Here is an 18,266-nt window from a genome sequence, read left to right as displayed (position 1 = left end):
GCTCCTACAGTTATATTCCTGCGTCTATAATGGCGCCGTTTTCGTACTTCCCACATAGGCCCGATATGCAGGAAAACCCTCAGCCCACCGTCAAAGAAACCGCCCCCACCGGCACCCAAACTCTGTTGCGTGGCCTGGGCGTGGTGCAGGCGGTGGCGGCCGGTGCGCGGGATCTGAAAGAGATCGCCCGGCGCATCGGCACCACTCGCAGCACCACCCACCGCCTGGCCAGTTGCCTGGTGGAAGAGCGCTACCTGCGCGTGGTGCCGCAAGTCGGTTACCTGCTGGGCCCCAAGCTCATCGAACTGGGTTTCCAGGCACGTGAAGAGTTGCCGCTGGTGACCTTGGCCATTCCTTATCTGGATGAGCTGTCGGCATTGACCGGCGACACCATTCACCTGGCCATTCGTGAATACGACGACGTGCTGTACCTGCACAAGAACCCGGGGCGCAATGGCCCGGAAATGCGCTCGCGGGTCGGCCATCGCATGCCGTTGGCGCGTACCGGTATTGGCAAGGCGTTGCTGCTGGATGACCCGGTGCAGGAATGGCAGCGCCTGTACGAAGTGAGCCAGCCGGTTGCCGGTAAACACCAGCCGTGGCCGCAGCACCCGGAACAGTCCTGGGCGCAGTTCGAGCAGCGCATGCACGAGTACGTGGTGGGGGGCTTTGCGTTCGATCTGGAAGACAACGAACCGTCGATCCGTTGCGTGGCGGCACCGGTGCGCGATGCCAGCCGGCGAATCGTCGCCGGCATCAGCATCGCCAGTACCGTGCCCTACATGCCGCTGGAGAAAATGGCCGAGCTGATCCCTGTGGTCAAACAGGTCGCAGCGCGGCTGTCAGCGGAGTTGGGCGCGAAGGCCTGATCAGGCCTTCAGGGTCGCCATGTCGATGACAAAGCGGTACTTCACGTCGCCGGCGATCATGCGCGCGTAAGCCTCGTTGATCTGGCGGATGTCGAGCATTTCGATGTCGCAGGTGATGTTGTGCTTGGCGCAGAAATCCAGGACTTCCTGGGTTTCGGCAATGCCGCCGATCAGCGAGCCGGCCAGCACTTTACGGCCCAATACCAGCTTGGCGGCGTTGACCGGTGGGTCGACCGGTTCGATCAGGCCGACCAGGATATGCACGCCGTCAAAGCGCAGGGTGTCGAGGTAGGGGTTCAGGTCGTGCTGCACCGGGATGGTGTCCAGCAGGAAGTCGAACTGCCCGGCAGCGGCCTGCATCTGTGCGTCGTCGGTGGACACGATCACGTGGTCGGCACCCTGGCGACGACCTTCTTCCGCCTTGCTGGCCGAGCGGGTGAACAGCGTGACTTCCGCGCCCATCGCCTTGGCGAACTTGATGCCCATGTGGCCCAAACCGCCCATGCCCAGCACGCCGACTTTGTCGCCGGCCTTCACGCCGTAATGCTTGAGCGGCGAGTAGGTGGTGATGCCGGCGCAGAGGATCGGCGCGGCGCTGGCCAGGTCGAGCGTGGCCGGGATCTTCACCACAAAGTGCTCGCTGACTACGATACTGTCGGAGTAGCCGCCCATGGTGTTGCTGCCGTCTACACGGTCCGGGGTGGCGTAGGTCATGGTCGGACCTTCGAGGCAGTATTGCTCAAGGTCCGCGTGGCAAGCGTCGCAGTGACGGCACGAGTCGACCATGCAGCCGACGCCGACCAGGTCACCGACTTTGTGCGCGGTGACGCTGGCGCCGACGGCGGTGACTTTGCCGACAATTTCGTGGCCGGGCATCAGCGGGTACACGGCGATGCCCCATTCGTTGCGAGCCTGGTGGATGTCGGAGTGGCACACGCCGCAGTAGAGAATCTCGATGGCCACGTCATCGGCGCGCGGGCTGCGGCGCTCGAACGACATGGGGGCCAGGGGCGTGGTAGGCGACTGGGCGGCATAACCGATAGCGGTGTACATGGAGGCAACCTCGCAAAAGCAATCACAGGTGAGGCGGCGCATTTTCCGCGCAGGGTCGGTGGGCGGCCATGGCGATTGCTCCGAACCTCATGCCTATTCGTCCGGGAGTGCCGGGTGTTTGGATCCATGTGCCTTCAGACCTGCGATGATGTTCTCATCCCTTTTTCGCGAAGTTTTTTGCCATGTTGTTGACCCGCCATCTCGATGCCAACGCCACCCTGGTTGCCTTGATCGAGGGGCTTACGCCCTGCGACGGTTTCTCCCCGACGAACCTGCCCGGCGTGCAGGTGTTGCGCGCCAGTTGCGACGTGGCGCGCGGGCCGCAGATCTATGAGCCGAGCCTGATGTTCGTGGCCCAGGGCAGCAAAGTCGCGTACCTGGGCCCGCGTACGCTGGAGTACGGCGCCGGGCATTACCTGATCCAGGCGATGCCGGTGCCGTTCGAGTGCGAGACCTTTGCCATGGCGCCCGATGCGCCGCTGTTTGGCGTGACGGTGGGGATCGACCGCGTGGTGCTGGGTGAATTGGTTATGGCCATGGGCATTCAGGCCGGGCCGCCACCGACGGCGCAGACCCTGGAGTCGATGAGTTCGGTGGTGCTCGATGATGCGATGCGCGGTTGCGTCGAGCGGCTGTTGCAGTGCCTGCACGATCCGCTGGAAAGTCGGATCATGGGCCCGGCGCGGGTGCGCGAATTATTGTTCACCGCATTGCGCGGGCCACAGGCAGATGTGCTGCGCGCGTTGGTGGAACAGCAGGGACAGTTTTCGCGGATTGCCACGTCGTTGAGTCACCTGCACGCCCATTACGACGAGCCGCTGAACATCGAGACCTTGGCCGGGTATGCACACATGAGTGCGTCGACCTTTCACGAGCATTTCAAGCGCTGCACGATGTTGTCGCCGGTGCAGTACCTCAAGCGTTTGCGGCTGCTCAAGGCTCAGCAATTGCTGCTGGTGGAGGGCATGGGCGTGGCGCAGGCGGCGCATCGCGTGGGGTATCAGAGCACGTCGCAGTTCAGCCGCGAGTACAAACGCTACTTCGAGCGCAGCCCGGGTGAAGAGCGCGCTGCCTAAATCTTATTGATTCAACCCGGTCAATGTGGGAGCTGGCTTGCCTGCGATAGCGGTCTGTCAGTGCCTTATGTATAGCTGGCCCACCGCTATCGCAGGCAAGCCAGCTCCCACAACTGACCGCGCTGTGTCAGCTGTAAAAAAAGGCTCCCATTTGGGAGCCTTTTTTTGGCTTACATATTCGGGTAAGTCGGCCCGCCCGCGCCTTCCGGCGTGACCCACGTGATGTTCTGCGAAGGGTCCTTGATGTCACAGGTCTTGCAGTGCACGCAGTTCTGGGCGTTGATCTGGAAGCGCTTCTCGCCGTCTTCCTTGGTGATCACCTCATACACGCCAGCCGGGCAGTAGCGCTGCGCCGGTTCATCGTAGAGCGGCAGGTTGGTGCCGAGTGGGATGCTCGGGTCCTTGAGCTTCAAGTGGCACGGTTGCTCTTCTTCATGGTTGGTGCTGGAGAGGAACACCGAGCTCAACTTGTCGAAGCTCAGCTTGCCGTCGGGTTTGGGGTAGTCGATCTTCTTGCTGTCCTTGGCCAGCTTGAGGCAGGCGTAGTCCGGCTTGGTGTCGTGCAGGGTGAACGGCATCTTGCCGCCCAGGATGTTCTGGTCGAACCAGTTGAAACCTGCGCCGAGGATCGGGCCGAACTTGTGCATCGCCGGGCCGAAGTTGCGGCTGGCGAACAGTTCTTCGTAGAGCCAGCTGTTCTTGAAGCTGTCGACGTAAGCGGTCAGTTCATCACCGCCTTCGGATTCGGCGAACAGGCGGTCGGCCACGGCGTCGGCGGCGAGCATGCCGGACTTCATCGCGGTGTGGCTGCCCTTGATCTTGGCGAAGTTCAGGGTGCCGAGGTCGCAACCGATCAGCGCGCCACCTTTGAAAACCATCTTCGGCAACGAGTTCAGGCCGCCTTTGCAGATGGCACGGGCACCGTAGCTGATGCGCTTGCCGCCTTCGAGGTACTGGGCCAGCACCGGGTGGTGCTTGAGGCGCTGGAACTCATCGAACGGCGACAGGAAGGTGTTGCTGTAGGACAGGTCGACGATCAGGCCGACGACCACCTGGTTGTTTTCCAGGTGGTAGAGGAACGAGCCACCGGTGTTCTCGGCGCTCATGATGTCCAGTGGCCAACCGGCGGTGTGCACCACCAGGCCTGGCTGGTGCTTGGCCGGGTCGATTTCCCAGATTTCTTTCAGGCCGATGCCGTAGTGCTGGGCGTCGGCGTCGCTGTCCAGGTTGAAGCGCTGGATCAGTTGCTTGCCGATGTGGCCGCGGCAGCCTTCGGCGAACAGCGTGTACTTGCCACGCAGTTCCATGCCGGGGGTGTAGACGCCTTCTTTCGGGTTGCCTTCACGGTCGACGCCGAGGTCGCCGGTGATGATCCCGCGTACCACGCCGTTTTCGTCGAACAGTGCTTCCTGGGCGGCGAAGCCTGGGTAGACTTCCACGCCCAGGTTCTCGGCCTGCTGGGCCAGCCAGCGGCACAGGTTGCCCAGGGAGATGATGTAGTTGCCTTCGTTGTGCATGGTCTTGGGCACAAAGAAGTCAGGGACCTTGGTGGAGGCTTCGGGGCTGCGCAGTACATAGATGTCATCGCGCACCACGGGGGTGTTGAGCGGGGCGCCGAGTTCTTTCCAGTCCGGGAACAGTTCGTTCAGGGCGCGTGGTTCGAACACGGCACCGGAGAGGATATGGGCGCCGACTTCGGAGCCTTTCTCGACCACGCAGACGCTGATTTCCTTACCGGCTTCGGCGGCCTTCTGCTTCAGTCGGCAGGCGGCAGACAGTCCCGCCGGGCCAGCGCCGACGATGACCACGTCGAATTCCATGTATTCGCGTTCCACAGGCTATCTCCTACTCAAGGCTCAACAGGCTTTTTTTTCTAATGGGTGGAGGTTCGGTGTCGTCTTGCAGCAACGGCATGACCCACCTTTCTCTCTAGGTGGCGCATTATATCTACACCACTGGCAGCGTCCAATACAAACGTTTGTTTGAATTGCTCGCAGGCTAGGTAAATCAAAGAGACGCGGCTTATGACGGGCTATTTTGCCGTATTGACCAGAATAGGCGTTCCGGTCAATATACGGTCGGTTTTGCGCTTACCGTAGGCAGACTGCAGGTTTCAAGAGCACGTCCAAAAGCAAGAAAGGTGGCGCGCGTCCAAGCAATGGCGCGCAGTTTACACGCTGCGATAAAGAATGACCTCTCAGTCACTGCTGACGAACGGTCATCACTTCCCGTGAGCAAGGTCATCCGCCGACGTTTTTGGAGGTGCCCTTGTGTGCCGATGAGCATCAACCGCCAGGTTCGCCTAGGCGACTTTCTTTTCACCGGAGAGTAACGAGGAATCCATGAAGGTTCTTGTAGCTGTCAAACGCGTTGTCGATTACAACGTGAAAGTTCGCGTCAAGGCGGACAATTCCGGCGTCGACCTTGCTAACGTCAAGATGTCGATGAACCCTTTCTGCGAAATCGCTGTGGAAGAAGCCGTCCGCCTGAAAGAGAAAGGCGTGGCGACTGAAATCGTCGTGGTTTCCATCGGCCCGACCACTGCCCAAGAGCAGCTGCGTACCGCCCTGGCACTGGGCGCCGACCGCGCTATCCTGGTCGAGTCCGCTGAAGAGCTGACCTCCCTGGCCGTTGCCAAGCTGCTCAAGGCCGTTGTCGACAAGGAACAGCCTCAGCTGGTGATCCTCGGCAAACAGGCCATCGACAGCGACAACAACCAGACTGGCCAGATGCTGGCTGCCCTGACCGGTTTCGGCCAAGGCACCTTCGCTTCCAAAGTTGAAGTGAATGGCGACAGCGTCGCGGTGACCCGTGAAATCGACGGCGGCGCACAAACCGTTTCGTTGAAACTGCCGGCCATCGTCACCACCGACCTGCGTTTGAACGAGCCGCGCTACGCGTCCCTGCCAAACATCATGAAAGCCAAGAAGAAGCCGCTTGAGTCGGTGACTCCAGACGCTTTGGGCGTTTCCACCGCCTCCACCAACAAGACCGTCAAGGTTGAAGCACCGGCTGCGCGCAGCGCGGGCATCAAGGTCAAGTCGGTTGCAGAACTGGTCGAGAAACTGAAAAACGAAGCGAAGGTAATCTAACCATGACTATCTTGGTAATCGCAGAACACGATAACAAGGTGCTGGCCCCGGCCACCCTGAACACCGTGGCCGCTGCCGCTAAAATCGGTGGCGACATTCACGTGCTGGTAGCAGGCCAAGGCGCTGGCGCCGTGGCTGAAGCCGCTGCGAAAATCGCAGGCGTGAGCAAAGTCCTGAACGCTGACAATGCGGCCTACGCGCATCAGCTGCCGGAAAACGTGGCCCCGCTGGTTGCAGAGCTGGGCGCTGGCTACAGCCACATCCTGGCTGCCGCTACCTCCAACGGCAAAAACATCCTGCCACGCGTTGCCGCGCAACTGGACGTTGACCAGATCTCCGAGATCATCTCGGTTGAAAGCGCTGACACCTTCAAGCGCCCGATCTACGCCGGTAACGCCATTGCCACCGTGCAATCGACCGCTGCCATCAAAGTGATCACCGTGCGTGCCACCGGTTTCGACCCGGTTGCTGCAGAAGGGGGGGCGGCTGCCGTTGAAGCTGTTGCCGCTGCCCACGACGCTGGCACTTCCAGCTTTGTTGGCGAAGAGCTGGCCAAGTCGGACCGTCCTGAGCTGACCGCTGCCAAGATCGTCGTTTCCGGCGGCCGTGGCATGCAGAACGGCGACAACTTCAAGCACCTGTACGCCCTGGCCGACAAGCTGGGCGCTGCGGTCGGCGCTTCCCGCGCGGCCGTCGACGCAGGTTTCGTACCCAACGACATGCAGGTCGGCCAGACCGGCAAGATCGTCGCGCCACAGCTGTACATCGCCGTCGGTATCTCCGGCGCGATCCAGCACTTGGCCGGTATGAAAGACTCCAAAGTGATCGTTGCGATCAACAAGGATGAAGAAGCACCGATCTTCCAGGTGGCTGATTACGGCCTGGTGGCGGACTTGTTCGAAGCCGTACCTGAGTTGGAGAAGCTGGTCTAATCCAGCCGCTTCACTTATAAAGAGCCCGGTCTTATGACCGGGCTTTTTTTTGCCTTTGTAGGAGCCGGCTTGCCGGCGATGGCGTCCTTGAAATCTTCGGTGATTTCAACGGCCTCATCGCCGGCAAGCCGGCTCCTACAAGGGATGCGTTTGTCATTGGGAGGAGGTGTCATGGAATTGCGTCGTTGGGTGGGGCTGCTTGGCCTGTCACTGCTGCCGGGCCTGGCGCTGGCCGCCGGCAAATGCGAGCGCCTGGTGATCACCGGCAGCCCGGATGCGCCACCGCTGCTGTGGCGTGACCCGCAAGACCCGACGCACCTGATCGGCGCCACCGCCGATGTGTTGCAACAGGTGGGCAAGGACCTCGGCCTGAAAATCGATCTGCTCTACGGCGGCAAGCGTTCTCTGGCGCTGGAGGAAGTGCGCAGCGGGCGCATGGACATCCTGGCCGATGCGCCGCTGAACCTGGGCGAGCTGGAAACCCTCGACTACATCCACCCGGCGCTGGTGCAGATCGATTACCTGGTGTGGACCCGCAAGGACTCGCCGCTGGTGTATGCCTCGGCCGCGGACCTGCATGGCCACAAGGGCGCAGTGTCAGAGCGGGCGCGCTTGAGTGCCGACTTCGAGACGTTTGCCGGCCAGCAACTCAGCTTGCAGCGTTTGCCCACCCTGACCCCGGCGTTTCAGAAGCTGCTGCTCGGTGAGGTGGACTATGTGCTGGCCGGACGTTATTCCGGCATGGCCATGGCCCAGACCCTGGGCATGAGCAATGACTTGGTCGCCCGCGAAGTACCCATCGACCAGCCGGGCCTGTACCTGGCGATTTCCCACAACTCGGCCTGCAATGATCCGTGGCTGCGCGGACAGTTGGCCAAAAAGATGACAGAATTGCCCGCTTCCGGTGTGGCGCAAGCGGCGTTGCAGCGCAATCTGGAGCGTTGGAAAGCGCAGTTGCAGCAACCTGTCGGCACCCCAGCAAAGTAAGGATTTTCAGTGACTCTTCGACCTCTTTTCGCGGCCCTCGCCGTTGTCGCTCTGGCGGGATGTGCAGCCGATCCTGCGCCGAATGAACAAATACGCCTCACCCAGCAGGCCCTGGAACAAGCCAGTGCGGTGGGCGCCAGCACCGATGAATCGCCTGAACTGAAACTGGCTGAAGACAAATTCGCCCGGGCCAAGGCCGACATGGCCGACCAGTCCTACAAACACGCGCGCATGCGTGCCGAACAGGCCGAGCTGGACGCACGCCTGGCCGAAGCCCAGGTGCTGACCCGCAAGAGCCAGGAACAACTGAATGTGCTCAACACGCGCATCACCCGCCTGCGCAAGCAATTGCAGTTGGGAGAAGCCCAATGAGCCCGTTGATCCGTGGATTGAGCTGTGTGTTGCTGCTGGGCAGCGCGGCGTTGGGCGGTTGTGCCAGCCAGCCCAACAGCGAGCAGGCCTTGCAACTGGCCAGCAATGACTTCCAGAAGGTCAAGGAAGACGCCAACGTGCTGCGCTTTGCGCCCAAGGACATTATCCGTGCCGGTGAGTCCCTGGCGCGGGCCGACCGTTTGTCCAGCTACTGGGGCAGCGGTGCCGACGTGGTGCATTACGCCTACCTGAGCCAGCGTTACAGTGCCATCGCCCGTGAACACACCGAACAGGCGCTCAACGCCGAGCGCGGCGTCAAGCTAGAACTGGAGCGCCAGCGCCTGCAACTGGCCCTGCGTGAAAACAAGCTGGCCAGCGTGCAGCAGCAAGGCAAGTGGCTTGAGCAGCAAATCGCCAGCCTGACCACCACCCAGACCGATCGAGGTTTGGTGATGACCTTGGGCGATGTGCTGTTCGACACCGGTGAAGCCGAGCTGGAAAACTCGGCCAACCGCACCGTGCTGAAAATCGTGCAGTTCCTGCAACTGAACCCCAAGCGCACAGTGCGCATCGAGGGTTACACCGACAACACCGGCGGCGAGCAGGAAAACCTGAAACTGTCCCGTGACCGTGCGCAGTCGGTGGCCGATGTGTTGATGGACCTGGGCATTGATGAGCAACGCATCGAAGTCCAGGGGTATGGCGATCAGTACCCGGTGGAGGCCAACGCTTCCGAGCGGGGCAGGGCGCAAAACCGCCGGGTCGAGATCGTCTTCTCTGATGAAAAAGGCCAACTCGGCGCCGCCCGCTAACGCCTGGCACCGATCAAAATGTGGGAGCTGGCTTGCCTGCGAAGGCGGTGTATCAGTCAATATTTCATTGGTTGACACACCGTCTTCGCAGGCAAGCCAGCTCCCACCGTTGTTTGGTGTACACCCTTACAGTTTTTACTGTCACTCCCGCCCGCGCTCGACTATTGTGGCAACTGTCCCCGTACACTTCTAAACTGTGCCGGTATGTTTCACACAAAAATAAAATACCCGTGAAATCGAGTGCTGCGTCATGACCAATCTGTTGCTTTACCAACGTATCGCCCAGCAACTGGCTGAGGATATCCGGCGCGGTGTCTATCAACCGGGGGAGCGCGTGCCTTCGGTGCGCAAGATGAGCTCCCAGCTCAATGTGAGCCATGCGACGGTATTGCAGGCCTACGCCAACCTGGAAGACCAGGGGCTGATCCGGGCGCGGCCGCAATCGGGCTACTACGTGCACCAGACCCCCGCGCTGACGGCCCCGACGCCGGACATCGCACGGGTCGAGCGCCCAGGGTTGGTCACCCGCAGCAGCATCATTCAGCAGGTCTTGGTCGAGTCGCGCCGCGAAGGGGTGTTCCCGCTGGGCGCGGCCGTGCCGAGTGTCGACTACCTGCCCGTACGGGCACTGCACCAGCAGTTGGCCAAGGTCACGCGTTTCCAGAGCCCGCGGGCGTTCAGCTACATGTTCAGCCCTGGCTTCGAGCCGTTGCGCCGCCAGGTGGCGATTCGCATGCGCGACGCCGGCGTGGTGGTGGACCCTTCCGAAGTGGTGATTACCCACGGCTGTGTCGACGCGTTGCAGATGTCGTTGCGTGTGCTCACACGCCCTGGCGACCTGATCGCCGCTGAGTCACCGACCTACTACGGTTTGCTGCAACTGGCCGACCTGTTGGGCCTCAAGGTCATCGAGATCCCCAGCGACCCCGCCACCGGCATGAGCCTGGAAGCCCTGCAATTGGCGGCCAACCAATGGTCGATCAAGGCCCTGGTGCTGACCACGCGCTTGAGCAACCCGCTCGGCGCGACCATGCCCGAGGAGCGCCAGAAGCAACTGCTGCGCCTGGCGTCGGACTTTGATATCCAGATCGTCGAGGACGATATCTACGGCGAGCTGATGTTCGAACTCGGCCGCACCAAGGCGCTTAAAGCCTATGACCGCCTGGACCGGGTGATCTACTGTTCGAGTTTTTCCAAGACCTTGTCGCCGGGTGTGCGTATCGGCTGGATGATCGCCGGTAAGTACCAGCAGGAAATCCAGCGTTTGCAGATGTTCAGCACCCACTCGGCGTGCAGCGTGACCCAGATGGGCGTCGCGGCCTACCTGGAAAACGGTGGCTATGACCGGCACCTGCGCTACATCCGCCAGGAATACCGCAAGAACCTCAGCGCATTTCAGCTGGCGGTGCAGCAGTATTTCCCGGAAGGCACGCAAATGACTCGTCCGACGGGGGGCTTTATCTTGTGGGTCAGTTTGCCGGGCCGGGTCAATACCCAGGAACTGCACGTGCGCGCCCTGCAGCAGGGCATCAGCATTGCGCCCGGGGTGATATTCAGTAATACGGAACAGTTCAACCACTGTATTCGCCTCAACTGCGGCACCCCGTGGAACCGCGAGGCAGAGCGCGCGCTGATGACCCTGGGGATGCTCGCCAGCCAGTTGTGCCAGGAAACCGCAGCGGGTTTTTGAGGCGTGCATTGGGGACAGTACCGATCGCTGGCAGATCAGCACGCTTGTCATGCCGCGCACAACAAGCGAGCATATGGCCCTCTGCCGTTAATGCTGTTGGCGATATGACCTCTATTTTTCGCGCTGCTGTGGTGATTGGCCTGCTAAGCCTGTGCAACGTCGGCACGGTGCTGGCGGCAACCCCCGTGACAGACAGCAAGCCCGCCGCCAGCAGCCAGCAGAAGACCCCCGCGAAGAAACCGGCCCCGGCTAAAAAAGCCCCGGCCGCCAAGAAAAAGGCGGCGGCGGTCAAAAAGCGTGCACCGATCGCCAGCAAGTCCAAATCGGCCCATGAAGTCGCCCAGACCCAACTGCCACCGGCACAGTTGGACCTTTCCCTGCCGTCGGACATGGTCCGGCACTTGCAGCCGATTGGCACCATGCCCAAGCCCAAGAGTGTGCCGTTGTTGCCGCCGATGTTCGGTGAGAAGCCGTCGGACAATAGCGCGTTCCAGATCAACGGCCGCTTGCTCAGCAACGAGATGAAGCTGCAACTGCGTAACGAAGAGCGGCGTGAAGTGGAAGGCGCCGCGCTGGATTTCGAATTCAAGCAGTAAACTTTTCCCCCGAAGGTGACCCCGACCTTCGACCATCTGTCGCAGACTGGTCAGTCACTTTTGTTTTGTGCGAAAAACCCCTGTTAGACCATTTTAAAACGGCTGTTTTAGGGCGTACTCTAGCCCGGCCATCCACATTGAGTCGTCGAGGACCTGCTGGTCATGAAATGCCGTGAAGGCTGTGGCGCTTGCTGCATCGCCCCCTCCATCAGTTCACCGCTGCCGGGAATGCCTCAGGGCAAACCTGCGGGGGAGCGTTGCCTGCACTTGTCGGTCGAACAGCTATGCCTGCTGTTTGGCCAGCCGGAGCGACCTGCGGTGTGCAGTGATTTCAAGGCAGATCCTGAGGTGTGTGGCACCGACCAGGCCGATGCAATCCGGTTGATCGGCTGGTGGGAGCAGATGACGGCGGCTTGATGGGCTTTACTATCGGAACTTCAACAATAAGGAATACAACAATGGGTTCGCTGAAACGAATGGCTGTGTTGTGCGGTTTTACGGTGTTGTTTGCTGCCACTGCCCAGGCTGAGGATTGGCAAGTCGCCAAGGACGAAGACGGTATCAAAGTGTCTTTGAGCGAAATTGCCGGCTCCAAGTACAAGGCCTATCGCGGTGTGACCGTGATCAAGGCTCCGGTGGCAAAAATCGTAGCGCTGCAGGAAGACGCCGTCGGCGCTTGCACCTGGATCCACGAGTGCAAATCGCAGAAATTGCTGAAGACCGAAGGTGACAAGAGCTGGACCTACACCCAGTTCAAGGCACCGTTCCCGGTGACCGACCGCGATTCCATCCTCGAAATCACCACCAGCAAGGCGGCTGACGGTACCGTGACCCGCAAGCTGCTGGAAGTGCCGACCTACCAGCCTGAAGTCAAAGGCTACGTGCGTGTGGCCCAGGTGGATGGCTACTGGAAGCTGGTGCCAAAAGGCGACAGCCAGACCGAAGTCACTTACCAGGTGCACACCGAGCCAGGTGGTAGCGTGCCGTCATGGTTGGCCAACAAGTTCGTGGTGGACGCGCCGTTCAACACCTTGAAAGCCCTCAAGGAACGCGCCGAGAAGTAAGCGCTATCGGTCCGGTGCCTCCGGCCTTGGGTGGAACGTTTGGCGAACCCCCAAGGTCCAGATAGATGTGAGCCCACACGCGGGCTTTATCGAGGAGGCACCGATGCAAACGTGGCAAATTACCTTCGTTGATGACCACGGCGTTAAAGCTGTGGAGCAGTTCACCTGCGAACAAAAGCCCAGCCTCGAAGACGCTGCGCACATGATTCGCAACAAGCTGGTGCCCGTTGCGGCCGAGCTTGACCTCAATGACCTGGAGGGTCGCAAGCCCGAGCCGACGGTCAAGATCCTCAAAGACCAGAACAGTATCCAGATCCTCGACATCTCGCCTGCCGCCTGAACATTCCCTGACTGCCATTAAAGCGCCTCTGGTGGAGGTGATAGCTTCGCGCTACTCTGCAATCGAGATCAGCGAATGATTCGCTAAGGTCTGGTCTTGTCAGCTACATGCTTGTTTTCCCTCGGTGTTGTTATTTGCCGTAGCACCCGCGCCGTTAGGGCGCGGGCTTCGGGAAGCACGGAAAGTCTATCCATCAATTTGAGGAGCACTTTTCATGAGCACAGCCTATCAAGAAGACATCAGCACCAACGTTCTGCGCCGCATGAAAGAAGGCGGCTTCGACTTCTCACGTTTCCACCCCATCGAGTTCTACGCCATTTTCCCGGATGAGGAACGGGCGCGCAGGGCGGCGGGTCGGTTTCGCGGGGAATCCCTGAATGCCCAGGTCAGTGCGCGCGACGACGGCGCCTGGTACCTGGAACTGAGCAAAATCATGTTCGCGACCTACGACGGCATAGGAGACTTCGAGCAAGACTTTGAAGCGGTGGTCGAGCCGCTGGGCGGGATCATCGAAGGCTGGGGCGTCAAGCAGGAGGTGCGTGGGTTACCCATGTAGCAGTATGAGAAACACAGCGTATCGGCTGACCTTAGGGTCGGCCGTTTTTGTTTATACCTCCCCGATATGACTGCCCCCAACAATTTCGCGGCGCAAAAAAAAGCCACCCTAAGAAGGGTGGCCTAAAGGGAAGACCGGAGGAGCCAGTCGGTACACGAAGTACCACGGTACCGATTGCGCAAGGGTTGAAGCTGTAGGACGAGTCCTGTTCAGCAGATGGTGGTGATTATCCGCAAGCTTCACCGGGCAGTGAAATCAACTCTGACTATGCTGTTGATAGCCAAAGCCCGCATTGCGATGAAGCGTGCGTCATGGCGCCGGGCATTCTGCGCACCAGGACGGTGCGACGTGTGCCTCGCATTAATTCAACTCACTGATTTTAAAGTGTTTATGCCGCTGGCACGGGCCTTGCGATGGTTCTTGCGTCCGGGTGACAAGGAGTACGGCATGATCCGCACTTATTACGACGAAATGTACGATAGGGCAGGGCAGGTTCGCCCCCATTACCGCGAGTTCGCCCGATGGTTGGCCGAAACCCCGGCTGAACTGCTGGCCCAGCGCCGGCGCGAAGCCGATTTGCTGTTTCACCGCGCCGGAATCACCTTCACCCTCTACGGGGACGAGCAGGGCACCGAGCGCCTGATTCCCTTCGACACCATCCCGCGCAGCATTCCGGCCAGTGAATGGCGGGTTGTCGAGCGTGGCTGCATTCAACGGGTCAAGGCGCTGAACATGTTTCTGGCCGACCTGTACCACGAACAACGCATCATCAAGGCCGGAATCATCCCCGCCGAACAGGTGCTGGCCAACGAGCAATACCAGTTGGCGATGCAAGGCCTGGACTTGCACCGTGATCTGTATTCCCACATTTCCGGGGTCGATCTCGTACGTGATGGCGACGGCACTTACTACGTGCTGGAAGACAACCTGCGCACCCCCAGCGGCGTAAGCTACATGCTCGAAGACCGCAAGATGATGATGCGCCTGTTCCCCGAACTGTTCGCTGCCCAGCGCATCGCGCCCATCGACCATTACCCCAACCTGCTGCTCGACACCCTGAAAAGCTCAAGCCCCCTGGATAACCCCAGCGTGGTGGTGCTGACCCCGGGCCGCTTCAACAGCGCGTTCTTCGAGCATGCCTTCCTCGCCCGGGAAATGGGCGTGGAACTGGTAGAAGGCGCCGACCTGTTCGTGCGCGATGACCGCGTGTTCATGCGCACCACTGACGGCCCCAAGGCGGTGGATGTGATTTACCGTCGTCTCGACGACGCGTTCCTCGACCCGCTGGCCTTCAACCCGGAGTCGATGCTGGGCGTGCCCGGCCTGCTCGCTGCGTATCGCTCGGGCAACGTGGTGCTGGCCAATGCCATTGGCACCGGGGTGGCGGATGACAAGTCGGTGTACCCCTTCGTCACCGAGATGATCCGGTTTTACCTGGACGAAGAGCCCATCTTGAAGAACGTTCCTACCTTCCAATGCCGCAAGCCTGACGAACTGTCCTACGTGCTGGCCAACCTGCCGAACCTGGTGGTGAAGGAAACCCAGGGCTCCGGTGGCTACGGCATGCTGGTGGGCCCGGCGTCCACTGCGGCGGAGATCGAAGCCTTCCGTGCACGTATCAAGGCCAAGCCCCATGCCTATATCGCCCAGCCCACCTTGTGCTTGTCCACGTGCCCGACCTTCGTCGAAAACGGCATTGCGCCGCGCCACATCGACCTGCGCCCGTTCGTCTTGTCCGGCAAGGAAACCCGCGTGGTGCCGGGCGGCCTGACCCGCGTGGCCCTGCGCGAAGGCTCGCTGGTGGTCAACTCGTCCCAGGGCGGCGGCACCAAAGACACCTGGGTGGTGGAGGACTGATGCCATGTTGAGTAGAACTGCCTCCGACCTGTACTGGATGTCGCGCTACCTGGAGCGTGCGGAAAACCTCGCGCGCATGCTCGATGTCAGCTATTCCCTGTCGTTGATGCCCCAGGACGGGCACGGCGACGGCCTGCACGAATTGGCCATGCCCTTGCTGATCACCGGCACGCTGGATGATTACCGCGAACGCCATGGCGAACTGCATGCCGAACACCTGCTGCACTTTTTTGCGCTGGATGCGGCCAACCCCGCCAGCATCTACAGCTGTCTCGGGGCTGCGCGGGCCAGCGCTCATGCGGTGCGTGGGCGAATCACCGCCGACATGTGGGAAAACATCAACGCCACCTGGCTGGATATTCGCGATATCGCCCAGCAGGGCCTCAGCCGCTACGGCATGAGCCGCTTCTGCGAGTGGGTCAAGGAGCGTTCGCACCTGTTTCGCGGTGCCACCTACGGCACCATCATGCGCAACGATGCCTTCCGTTTTATTCGCCTGGGCACCTTTATTGAACGAGCCGACAACACCTTGCGTCTATTGGATGCGCGCTACGAAATGGCCGGCGACCAGGCAGCCGCAGTCACTGACGGCACCGCCCACGCCTACTACCAGTGGAGTGCATTGTTGCGGGCGTTGTCGTCGTTCGAGGCGTACACCGAGATCTACCGTGATGCACCCGGTGCCCGCCAAGTCGCCGAATTGTTGCTGTTGCGCGCCGATGTGCCCCGTTCGCTGCGTGCCTGCAGTGAGGAGATCGATCAGATCCTCGCCAGCCTGCCCGGCCTCAATGGTCGGCCGGCTCAACGTTTGGCGGCCGAGATGGACGCGCGCTTGCGCTTCACGGCCATCGACGAAATCCTCGAGGAAGGCCTGCACGCCTGGCTGACCGACTTTATCCCTTTGGTGCGCCAGTTGGGCGACGCCATCTACAGTTCCTACCTGGAGGCCGCATGAGACTCTCCATCAGCCACGAAACCACCTACCACTACGAGGACCAGGTGCGTGCGAGCATCCAGTACCTGCGCCTCACGCCCCACGACAGCGAGCGTCAGCACGTGCTCAGCTGGCAGCTCGACCTGCCGCGCCCCGTGCGCGCCCAGGTGGACCCGTTCGGCAATATCCTGCATGTGCTGACCCTGGACGAACCCCACGACGCCATCATCATTGGCGCTCGGGGCCAGGTCGACATCGACGAGTTGCGCGAGGCCGAACACGAGAGCCAATCGGCTTTCCCGTTCTTGCGCAGCACACGCCTGACCGAACCCGATGACGCCCTGCGCCGGTTTGCCGAGCAGCACTGTCATCAGCGTCGTGACCGCACGGCACTGATCGACTTGATGCATGGGCTCAACCAGGCGATGGTTTACACGCCGGGCGCTACTGAAGTCGACACCAGCGCCGGTCAGGCCTTTGCGGGAGGGGCGGGGGTGTGCCAGGACCACGCCCATGCATTCCTGGCCTGCGCCCGCAGCCTGGGGATTCCAGCGCGGTATGTGTCGGGGTATTTGTACAGCGAAGACAGCGCGCACCTGGCCAGCCACGCCTGGGCCGAAGCCTGGCTGGATGACGCCTGGTACAGCTTCGACGTGACCAATCAACTGGCCCGCCCGGAACGGCATTTGAAGCTGGCCGTGGGCCTGGATTACCTCGACGCCTGCCCGGTACGCGGCATGCGCCGTGGCGGCGGGCATGAGCAGATGCATGCCAAGGTATTTGTGGCGCCAACGCCGGTCATTTCAGTCCAGCAGCAATAGGCGACGTAGATCTAATGTGAGCTGGGTTGTGTGGGAGCCGGGCTTGCCCGCGATACAGACGCCTCGGTACAACAGATGCACCGAGGTGATGCCATCGCAGGCAAGCCAGCTTCCACACAAGCCAGCGCCCAGAATTGACGTGTGCTTGGGCTCAGGGTTGCTGCTTGCGACCGGCCATATGCTTCAAATACCCCACCAACAAATCCAGCTCATTGTCCGGCAGCACACTGGACGCGAACGCCGGCATCTTCGCCTGCGGCCAATGCCGCAGGCTCTGCGGGTCGCGGATATACCGCTTGAGGAAATCACCGCCGAAATACTCGGTGGGGTTGTAGGGAATATTCAGGTCCGGCCCCACTTGCGCATCGCCTGCGCCATTGAGGCGGTGGCAAGCCAGGCAGTTTTTCTGGAACAGCGCAAAGCCCTGATTGATCGGGTCATTGGCGGCCAGCTTTGGGTCCGGCAGCAGCGCGGGAAAGCGCTCGGCAACCGTCTTCAACTGCTTGATCCCGGAGATCTGGAACGGCCATTGCTCGGGGCTGATATGGCCGGCCTGCGGGTCGGTCCACACCAGGTAAAACGGCCCGGCGCTGGGTTTGCCGTCGGCCAGCGCAGGCCACGGGTGGGCCGGGTCTTCTACCGCCAGCCAGGCGCGGGCGCCGCTTTTTTGCAGCAGCGGCGCGGCAGCGAGTTCGGCGGCGAACCCATCCAGGGCAACGGCTTGGAGGTGGTTACGGGGCTCAAGGCCGGGCAGCAGCACTGCCAGCGGCACAGCGCGATAGGTCATGTTGCGTTTGTAGGAAACGTCATCAGCGATCTGCACCGTCTGCGCGTCGGGCAGCTTGAGCAGGTCGGCGGTTTGCCAGGTCTTGGTGGTGTGGTCCAGCTCGATGGTCAATTGCGCAGCTGAAACCGGCAAGGCCAGCAGCAATGCGAGAGCGGCAAGGGTGGTTTTCAAGAGAGAGCCCGGTGTGAAGTGGCGGTGGGGCTCACGATACCGGAAATCTGCGCGCAAAAAGACAGCCCCTGCAACGGGACCGCTATGCGCAATGTCCCGGCAGGTGCTGCCAAAAGCTGCAGTCCTGGTGCAGTGTGTGCACGGAATGTAGGGATCGGTGTATCACCCAATAACCTTGGTTAAGTTGGGCAAGATCAGAATCAGTGTGGTGGCGAACAGAATAAGTCCCGCCTGACGAACTTTCGTATGCTTGAACA

The 18,266-nt window shown here is 61.0% G+C and carries 19 protein-coding genes; 16 read left to right on the top strand and 3 right to left on the bottom strand.

Translation table 11 applies throughout. The features are described 5' to 3' along the window. The first annotated feature begins 65 nt into the window (after positions 1 to 65). Positions 66 to 869, top strand: coding sequence for an IclR family transcriptional regulator (locus AC07OV_RS21320; RefSeq protein WP_176997902.1), 804 nt, complete (start codon positions 66 to 68; stop codon positions 867 to 869). On the opposite strand, the gene AC07OV_RS21315 is transcribed toward AC07OV_RS21320, so the two are convergent. After that, entirely contained in the window at positions 870 to 1,922 is a 1,053-nt protein-coding gene (locus AC07OV_RS21315; RefSeq protein WP_495092917.1) for an NAD(P)-dependent alcohol dehydrogenase, read from the bottom strand. It lies immediately after the preceding gene. 182 nt (positions 1,923 to 2,104) lie between these two features. Here AC07OV_RS21315 and AC07OV_RS21310 point away from each other — a divergent pair, with 182 nt between their 5' ends. Further along, a complete protein-coding gene (locus AC07OV_RS21310; protein WP_176997900.1) occupies positions 2,105 to 2,998 on the top strand; it encodes an AraC family transcriptional regulator in 894 nt (297 codons plus the stop codon). A gap of 170 nt (positions 2,999 to 3,168) precedes the next feature. Here AC07OV_RS21310 and AC07OV_RS21305 read toward each other — a convergent pair whose 3' ends face one another. After that, positions 3,169 to 4,833, bottom strand: a complete 1,665-nt coding sequence (locus tag AC07OV_RS21305) for an electron transfer flavoprotein-ubiquinone oxidoreductase (protein ID WP_176997899.1) — start codon at positions 4,831 to 4,833, stop codon at positions 3,169 to 3,171. 507 nt (positions 4,834 to 5,340) lie between these two features. On the opposite strand from AC07OV_RS21305, the gene AC07OV_RS21300 reads away from it, so the two are divergent. The 14 genes from AC07OV_RS21300 to AC07OV_RS21235 all read left to right on the top strand — a co-directional run bounded on the left by AC07OV_RS21300 (position 5,341) and on the right by AC07OV_RS21235 (position 17,051). Beyond that, positions 5,341 to 6,090, top strand: a complete 750-nt coding sequence (locus tag AC07OV_RS21300; RefSeq protein ID WP_495092916.1) for an electron transfer flavoprotein subunit beta/FixA family protein — start codon at positions 5,341 to 5,343, stop codon at positions 6,088 to 6,090. Between the two features lie 2 nt (positions 6,091 to 6,092). After that, the gene (locus tag AC07OV_RS21295) at positions 6,093 to 7,022 is read left to right on the top strand and encodes an electron transfer flavoprotein subunit alpha/FixB family protein (protein WP_495092915.1); all 930 of its coding nucleotides are present in this window, start codon (positions 6,093 to 6,095) and stop codon (positions 7,020 to 7,022) included. A gap of 171 nt (positions 7,023 to 7,193) precedes the next feature. Then, positions 7,194 to 8,009, top strand: coding sequence for a substrate-binding periplasmic protein (locus tag AC07OV_RS21290; protein WP_494998251.1), 816 nt, complete (start codon positions 7,194 to 7,196; stop codon positions 8,007 to 8,009). 9 nt (positions 8,010 to 8,018) lie between these two features. Continuing rightward, positions 8,019 to 8,381, top strand: a complete 363-nt coding sequence (locus tag AC07OV_RS21285) for a DUF4398 domain-containing protein (RefSeq protein ID WP_176997895.1) — start codon at positions 8,019 to 8,021, stop codon at positions 8,379 to 8,381. Next, positions 8,378 to 9,193, top strand: a complete 816-nt coding sequence (locus tag AC07OV_RS21280; RefSeq protein ID WP_494998250.1) for an OmpA family protein — start codon at positions 8,378 to 8,380, stop codon at positions 9,191 to 9,193. The genes AC07OV_RS21285 and AC07OV_RS21280 overlap by 4 nt, the downstream gene beginning before the upstream one ends. 250 nt (positions 9,194 to 9,443) lie before the next feature. Next, complete coding sequence (locus AC07OV_RS21275) at positions 9,444 to 10,883, top strand: aminotransferase-like domain-containing protein (RefSeq protein ID WP_017138335.1); 1,440 nt, start codon at positions 9,444 to 9,446, stop codon at positions 10,881 to 10,883. 104 nt (positions 10,884 to 10,987) lie between these two features. Next, on the top strand, positions 10,988 to 11,479 hold the full coding sequence (locus AC07OV_RS21270; RefSeq protein ID WP_494998249.1) for a translation initiation factor 2: 492 nt from the start codon (positions 10,988 to 10,990) through the stop codon (positions 11,477 to 11,479). A 162-nt stretch (positions 11,480 to 11,641) separates the two neighbouring features. Then, the gene (locus AC07OV_RS21265) at positions 11,642 to 11,896 is read left to right on the top strand and encodes a YkgJ family cysteine cluster protein (protein WP_176997892.1); all 255 of its coding nucleotides are present in this window, start codon (positions 11,642 to 11,644) and stop codon (positions 11,894 to 11,896) included. Between the two features lie 41 nt (positions 11,897 to 11,937). Continuing rightward, positions 11,938 to 12,543, top strand: coding sequence for an START domain-containing protein (locus AC07OV_RS21260; protein WP_494998248.1), 606 nt, complete (start codon positions 11,938 to 11,940; stop codon positions 12,541 to 12,543). 103 nt (positions 12,544 to 12,646) lie between these two features. After that, positions 12,647 to 12,883: a hypothetical protein gene (locus AC07OV_RS21255; RefSeq protein WP_176997890.1), complete on the top strand. Its 237-nt coding sequence runs from the start codon at positions 12,647 to 12,649 to the stop codon at positions 12,881 to 12,883. 214 nt (positions 12,884 to 13,097) lie between these two features. Next, positions 13,098 to 13,439 (top strand): ribonuclease E inhibitor RraB, encoded by a 342-nt coding sequence (locus AC07OV_RS21250; RefSeq protein WP_003193463.1) that lies wholly within the window; start codon positions 13,098 to 13,100, stop codon positions 13,437 to 13,439. A 447-nt stretch (positions 13,440 to 13,886) separates the two neighbouring features. Then, positions 13,887 to 15,296 carry a circularly permuted type 2 ATP-grasp protein gene (locus AC07OV_RS21245; protein WP_495092914.1) on the top strand — a complete coding sequence of 470 codons (1,410 nt, stop codon included), beginning with the start codon at positions 13,887 to 13,889 and terminating at the stop codon, positions 15,294 to 15,296. A 4-nt stretch (positions 15,297 to 15,300) separates the two neighbouring features. Next, the gene (locus AC07OV_RS21240) at positions 15,301 to 16,251 is read left to right on the top strand and encodes an alpha-E domain-containing protein (RefSeq protein ID WP_176997888.1); all 951 of its coding nucleotides are present in this window, start codon (positions 15,301 to 15,303) and stop codon (positions 16,249 to 16,251) included. Next, positions 16,248 to 17,051 (top strand): transglutaminase family protein, encoded by an 804-nt coding sequence (locus AC07OV_RS21235; RefSeq protein ID WP_494998246.1) that lies wholly within the window; start codon positions 16,248 to 16,250, stop codon positions 17,049 to 17,051. Before AC07OV_RS21240 ends, AC07OV_RS21235 begins: the two co-directional genes overlap by 4 nt. Positions 17,052 to 17,202: 151 nt before the next feature. Here AC07OV_RS21235 and AC07OV_RS21230 read toward each other — a convergent pair whose 3' ends face one another. Then, positions 17,203 to 18,009, bottom strand: coding sequence for a c-type cytochrome (locus tag AC07OV_RS21230; RefSeq protein ID WP_495092913.1), 807 nt, complete (start codon positions 18,007 to 18,009; stop codon positions 17,203 to 17,205). Positions 18,010 to 18,266: the final 257 nt, after the last annotated feature.

The organism is Pseudomonas sp. GW821-FHT09A09 (assembly GCF_059418405.1).
The sequence above is the reverse complement of the archived record's forward strand: the minus strand, read 5'-3'. Positions and strand labels throughout refer to the sequence as shown.

Excerpts from the sequence above, each read along its gene's own strand:
- AC07OV_RS21300 (WP_495092916.1), top strand. The coding sequence starts at position 5,341 with ATGAAGGTTCTTGTAGCTGTCAAACGCGTTGTCGATTACAACGTGAAA.
- AC07OV_RS21250 (WP_003193463.1), top strand. The coding sequence starts at position 13,098 with ATGAGCACAGCCTATCAAGAAGACATCAGCACCAACGTTCTGCGCCGC.
- AC07OV_RS21275 (WP_017138335.1), top strand. The coding sequence starts at position 9,444 with ATGACCAATCTGTTGCTTTACCAACGTATCGCCCAGCAACTGGCTGAG.
- AC07OV_RS21290 (WP_494998251.1), top strand. The coding sequence starts at position 7,194 with ATGGAATTGCGTCGTTGGGTGGGGCTGCTTGGCCTGTCACTGCTGCCG.
- AC07OV_RS21320 (WP_176997902.1), top strand. The coding sequence starts at position 66 with ATGCAGGAAAACCCTCAGCCCACCGTCAAAGAAACCGCCCCCACCGGC.
- AC07OV_RS21270 (WP_494998249.1), top strand. The coding sequence starts at position 10,988 with ATGACCTCTATTTTTCGCGCTGCTGTGGTGATTGGCCTGCTAAGCCTG.
- AC07OV_RS21260 (WP_494998248.1), top strand. The coding sequence starts at position 11,938 with ATGGGTTCGCTGAAACGAATGGCTGTGTTGTGCGGTTTTACGGTGTTG.
- AC07OV_RS21310 (WP_176997900.1), top strand. The coding sequence starts at position 2,105 with ATGTTGTTGACCCGCCATCTCGATGCCAACGCCACCCTGGTTGCCTTG.
- AC07OV_RS21255 (WP_176997890.1), top strand. The coding sequence starts at position 12,647 with ATGCAAACGTGGCAAATTACCTTCGTTGATGACCACGGCGTTAAAGCT.
- AC07OV_RS21265 (WP_176997892.1), top strand. The coding sequence starts at position 11,642 with ATGAAATGCCGTGAAGGCTGTGGCGCTTGCTGCATCGCCCCCTCCATC.
- AC07OV_RS21315 (WP_495092917.1), bottom strand. The coding sequence starts at position 1,922 with ATGTACACCGCTATCGGTTATGCCGCCCAGTCGCCTACCACGCCCCTG.
- AC07OV_RS21235 (WP_494998246.1), top strand. The coding sequence starts at position 16,248 with ATGAGACTCTCCATCAGCCACGAAACCACCTACCACTACGAGGACCAG.
- AC07OV_RS21295 (WP_495092915.1), top strand. The coding sequence starts at position 6,093 with ATGACTATCTTGGTAATCGCAGAACACGATAACAAGGTGCTGGCCCCG.
- AC07OV_RS21240 (WP_176997888.1), top strand. The coding sequence starts at position 15,301 with ATGTTGAGTAGAACTGCCTCCGACCTGTACTGGATGTCGCGCTACCTG.
- AC07OV_RS21245 (WP_495092914.1), top strand. The coding sequence starts at position 13,887 with ATGATCCGCACTTATTACGACGAAATGTACGATAGGGCAGGGCAGGTT.
- AC07OV_RS21280 (WP_494998250.1), top strand. The coding sequence starts at position 8,378 with ATGAGCCCGTTGATCCGTGGATTGAGCTGTGTGTTGCTGCTGGGCAGC.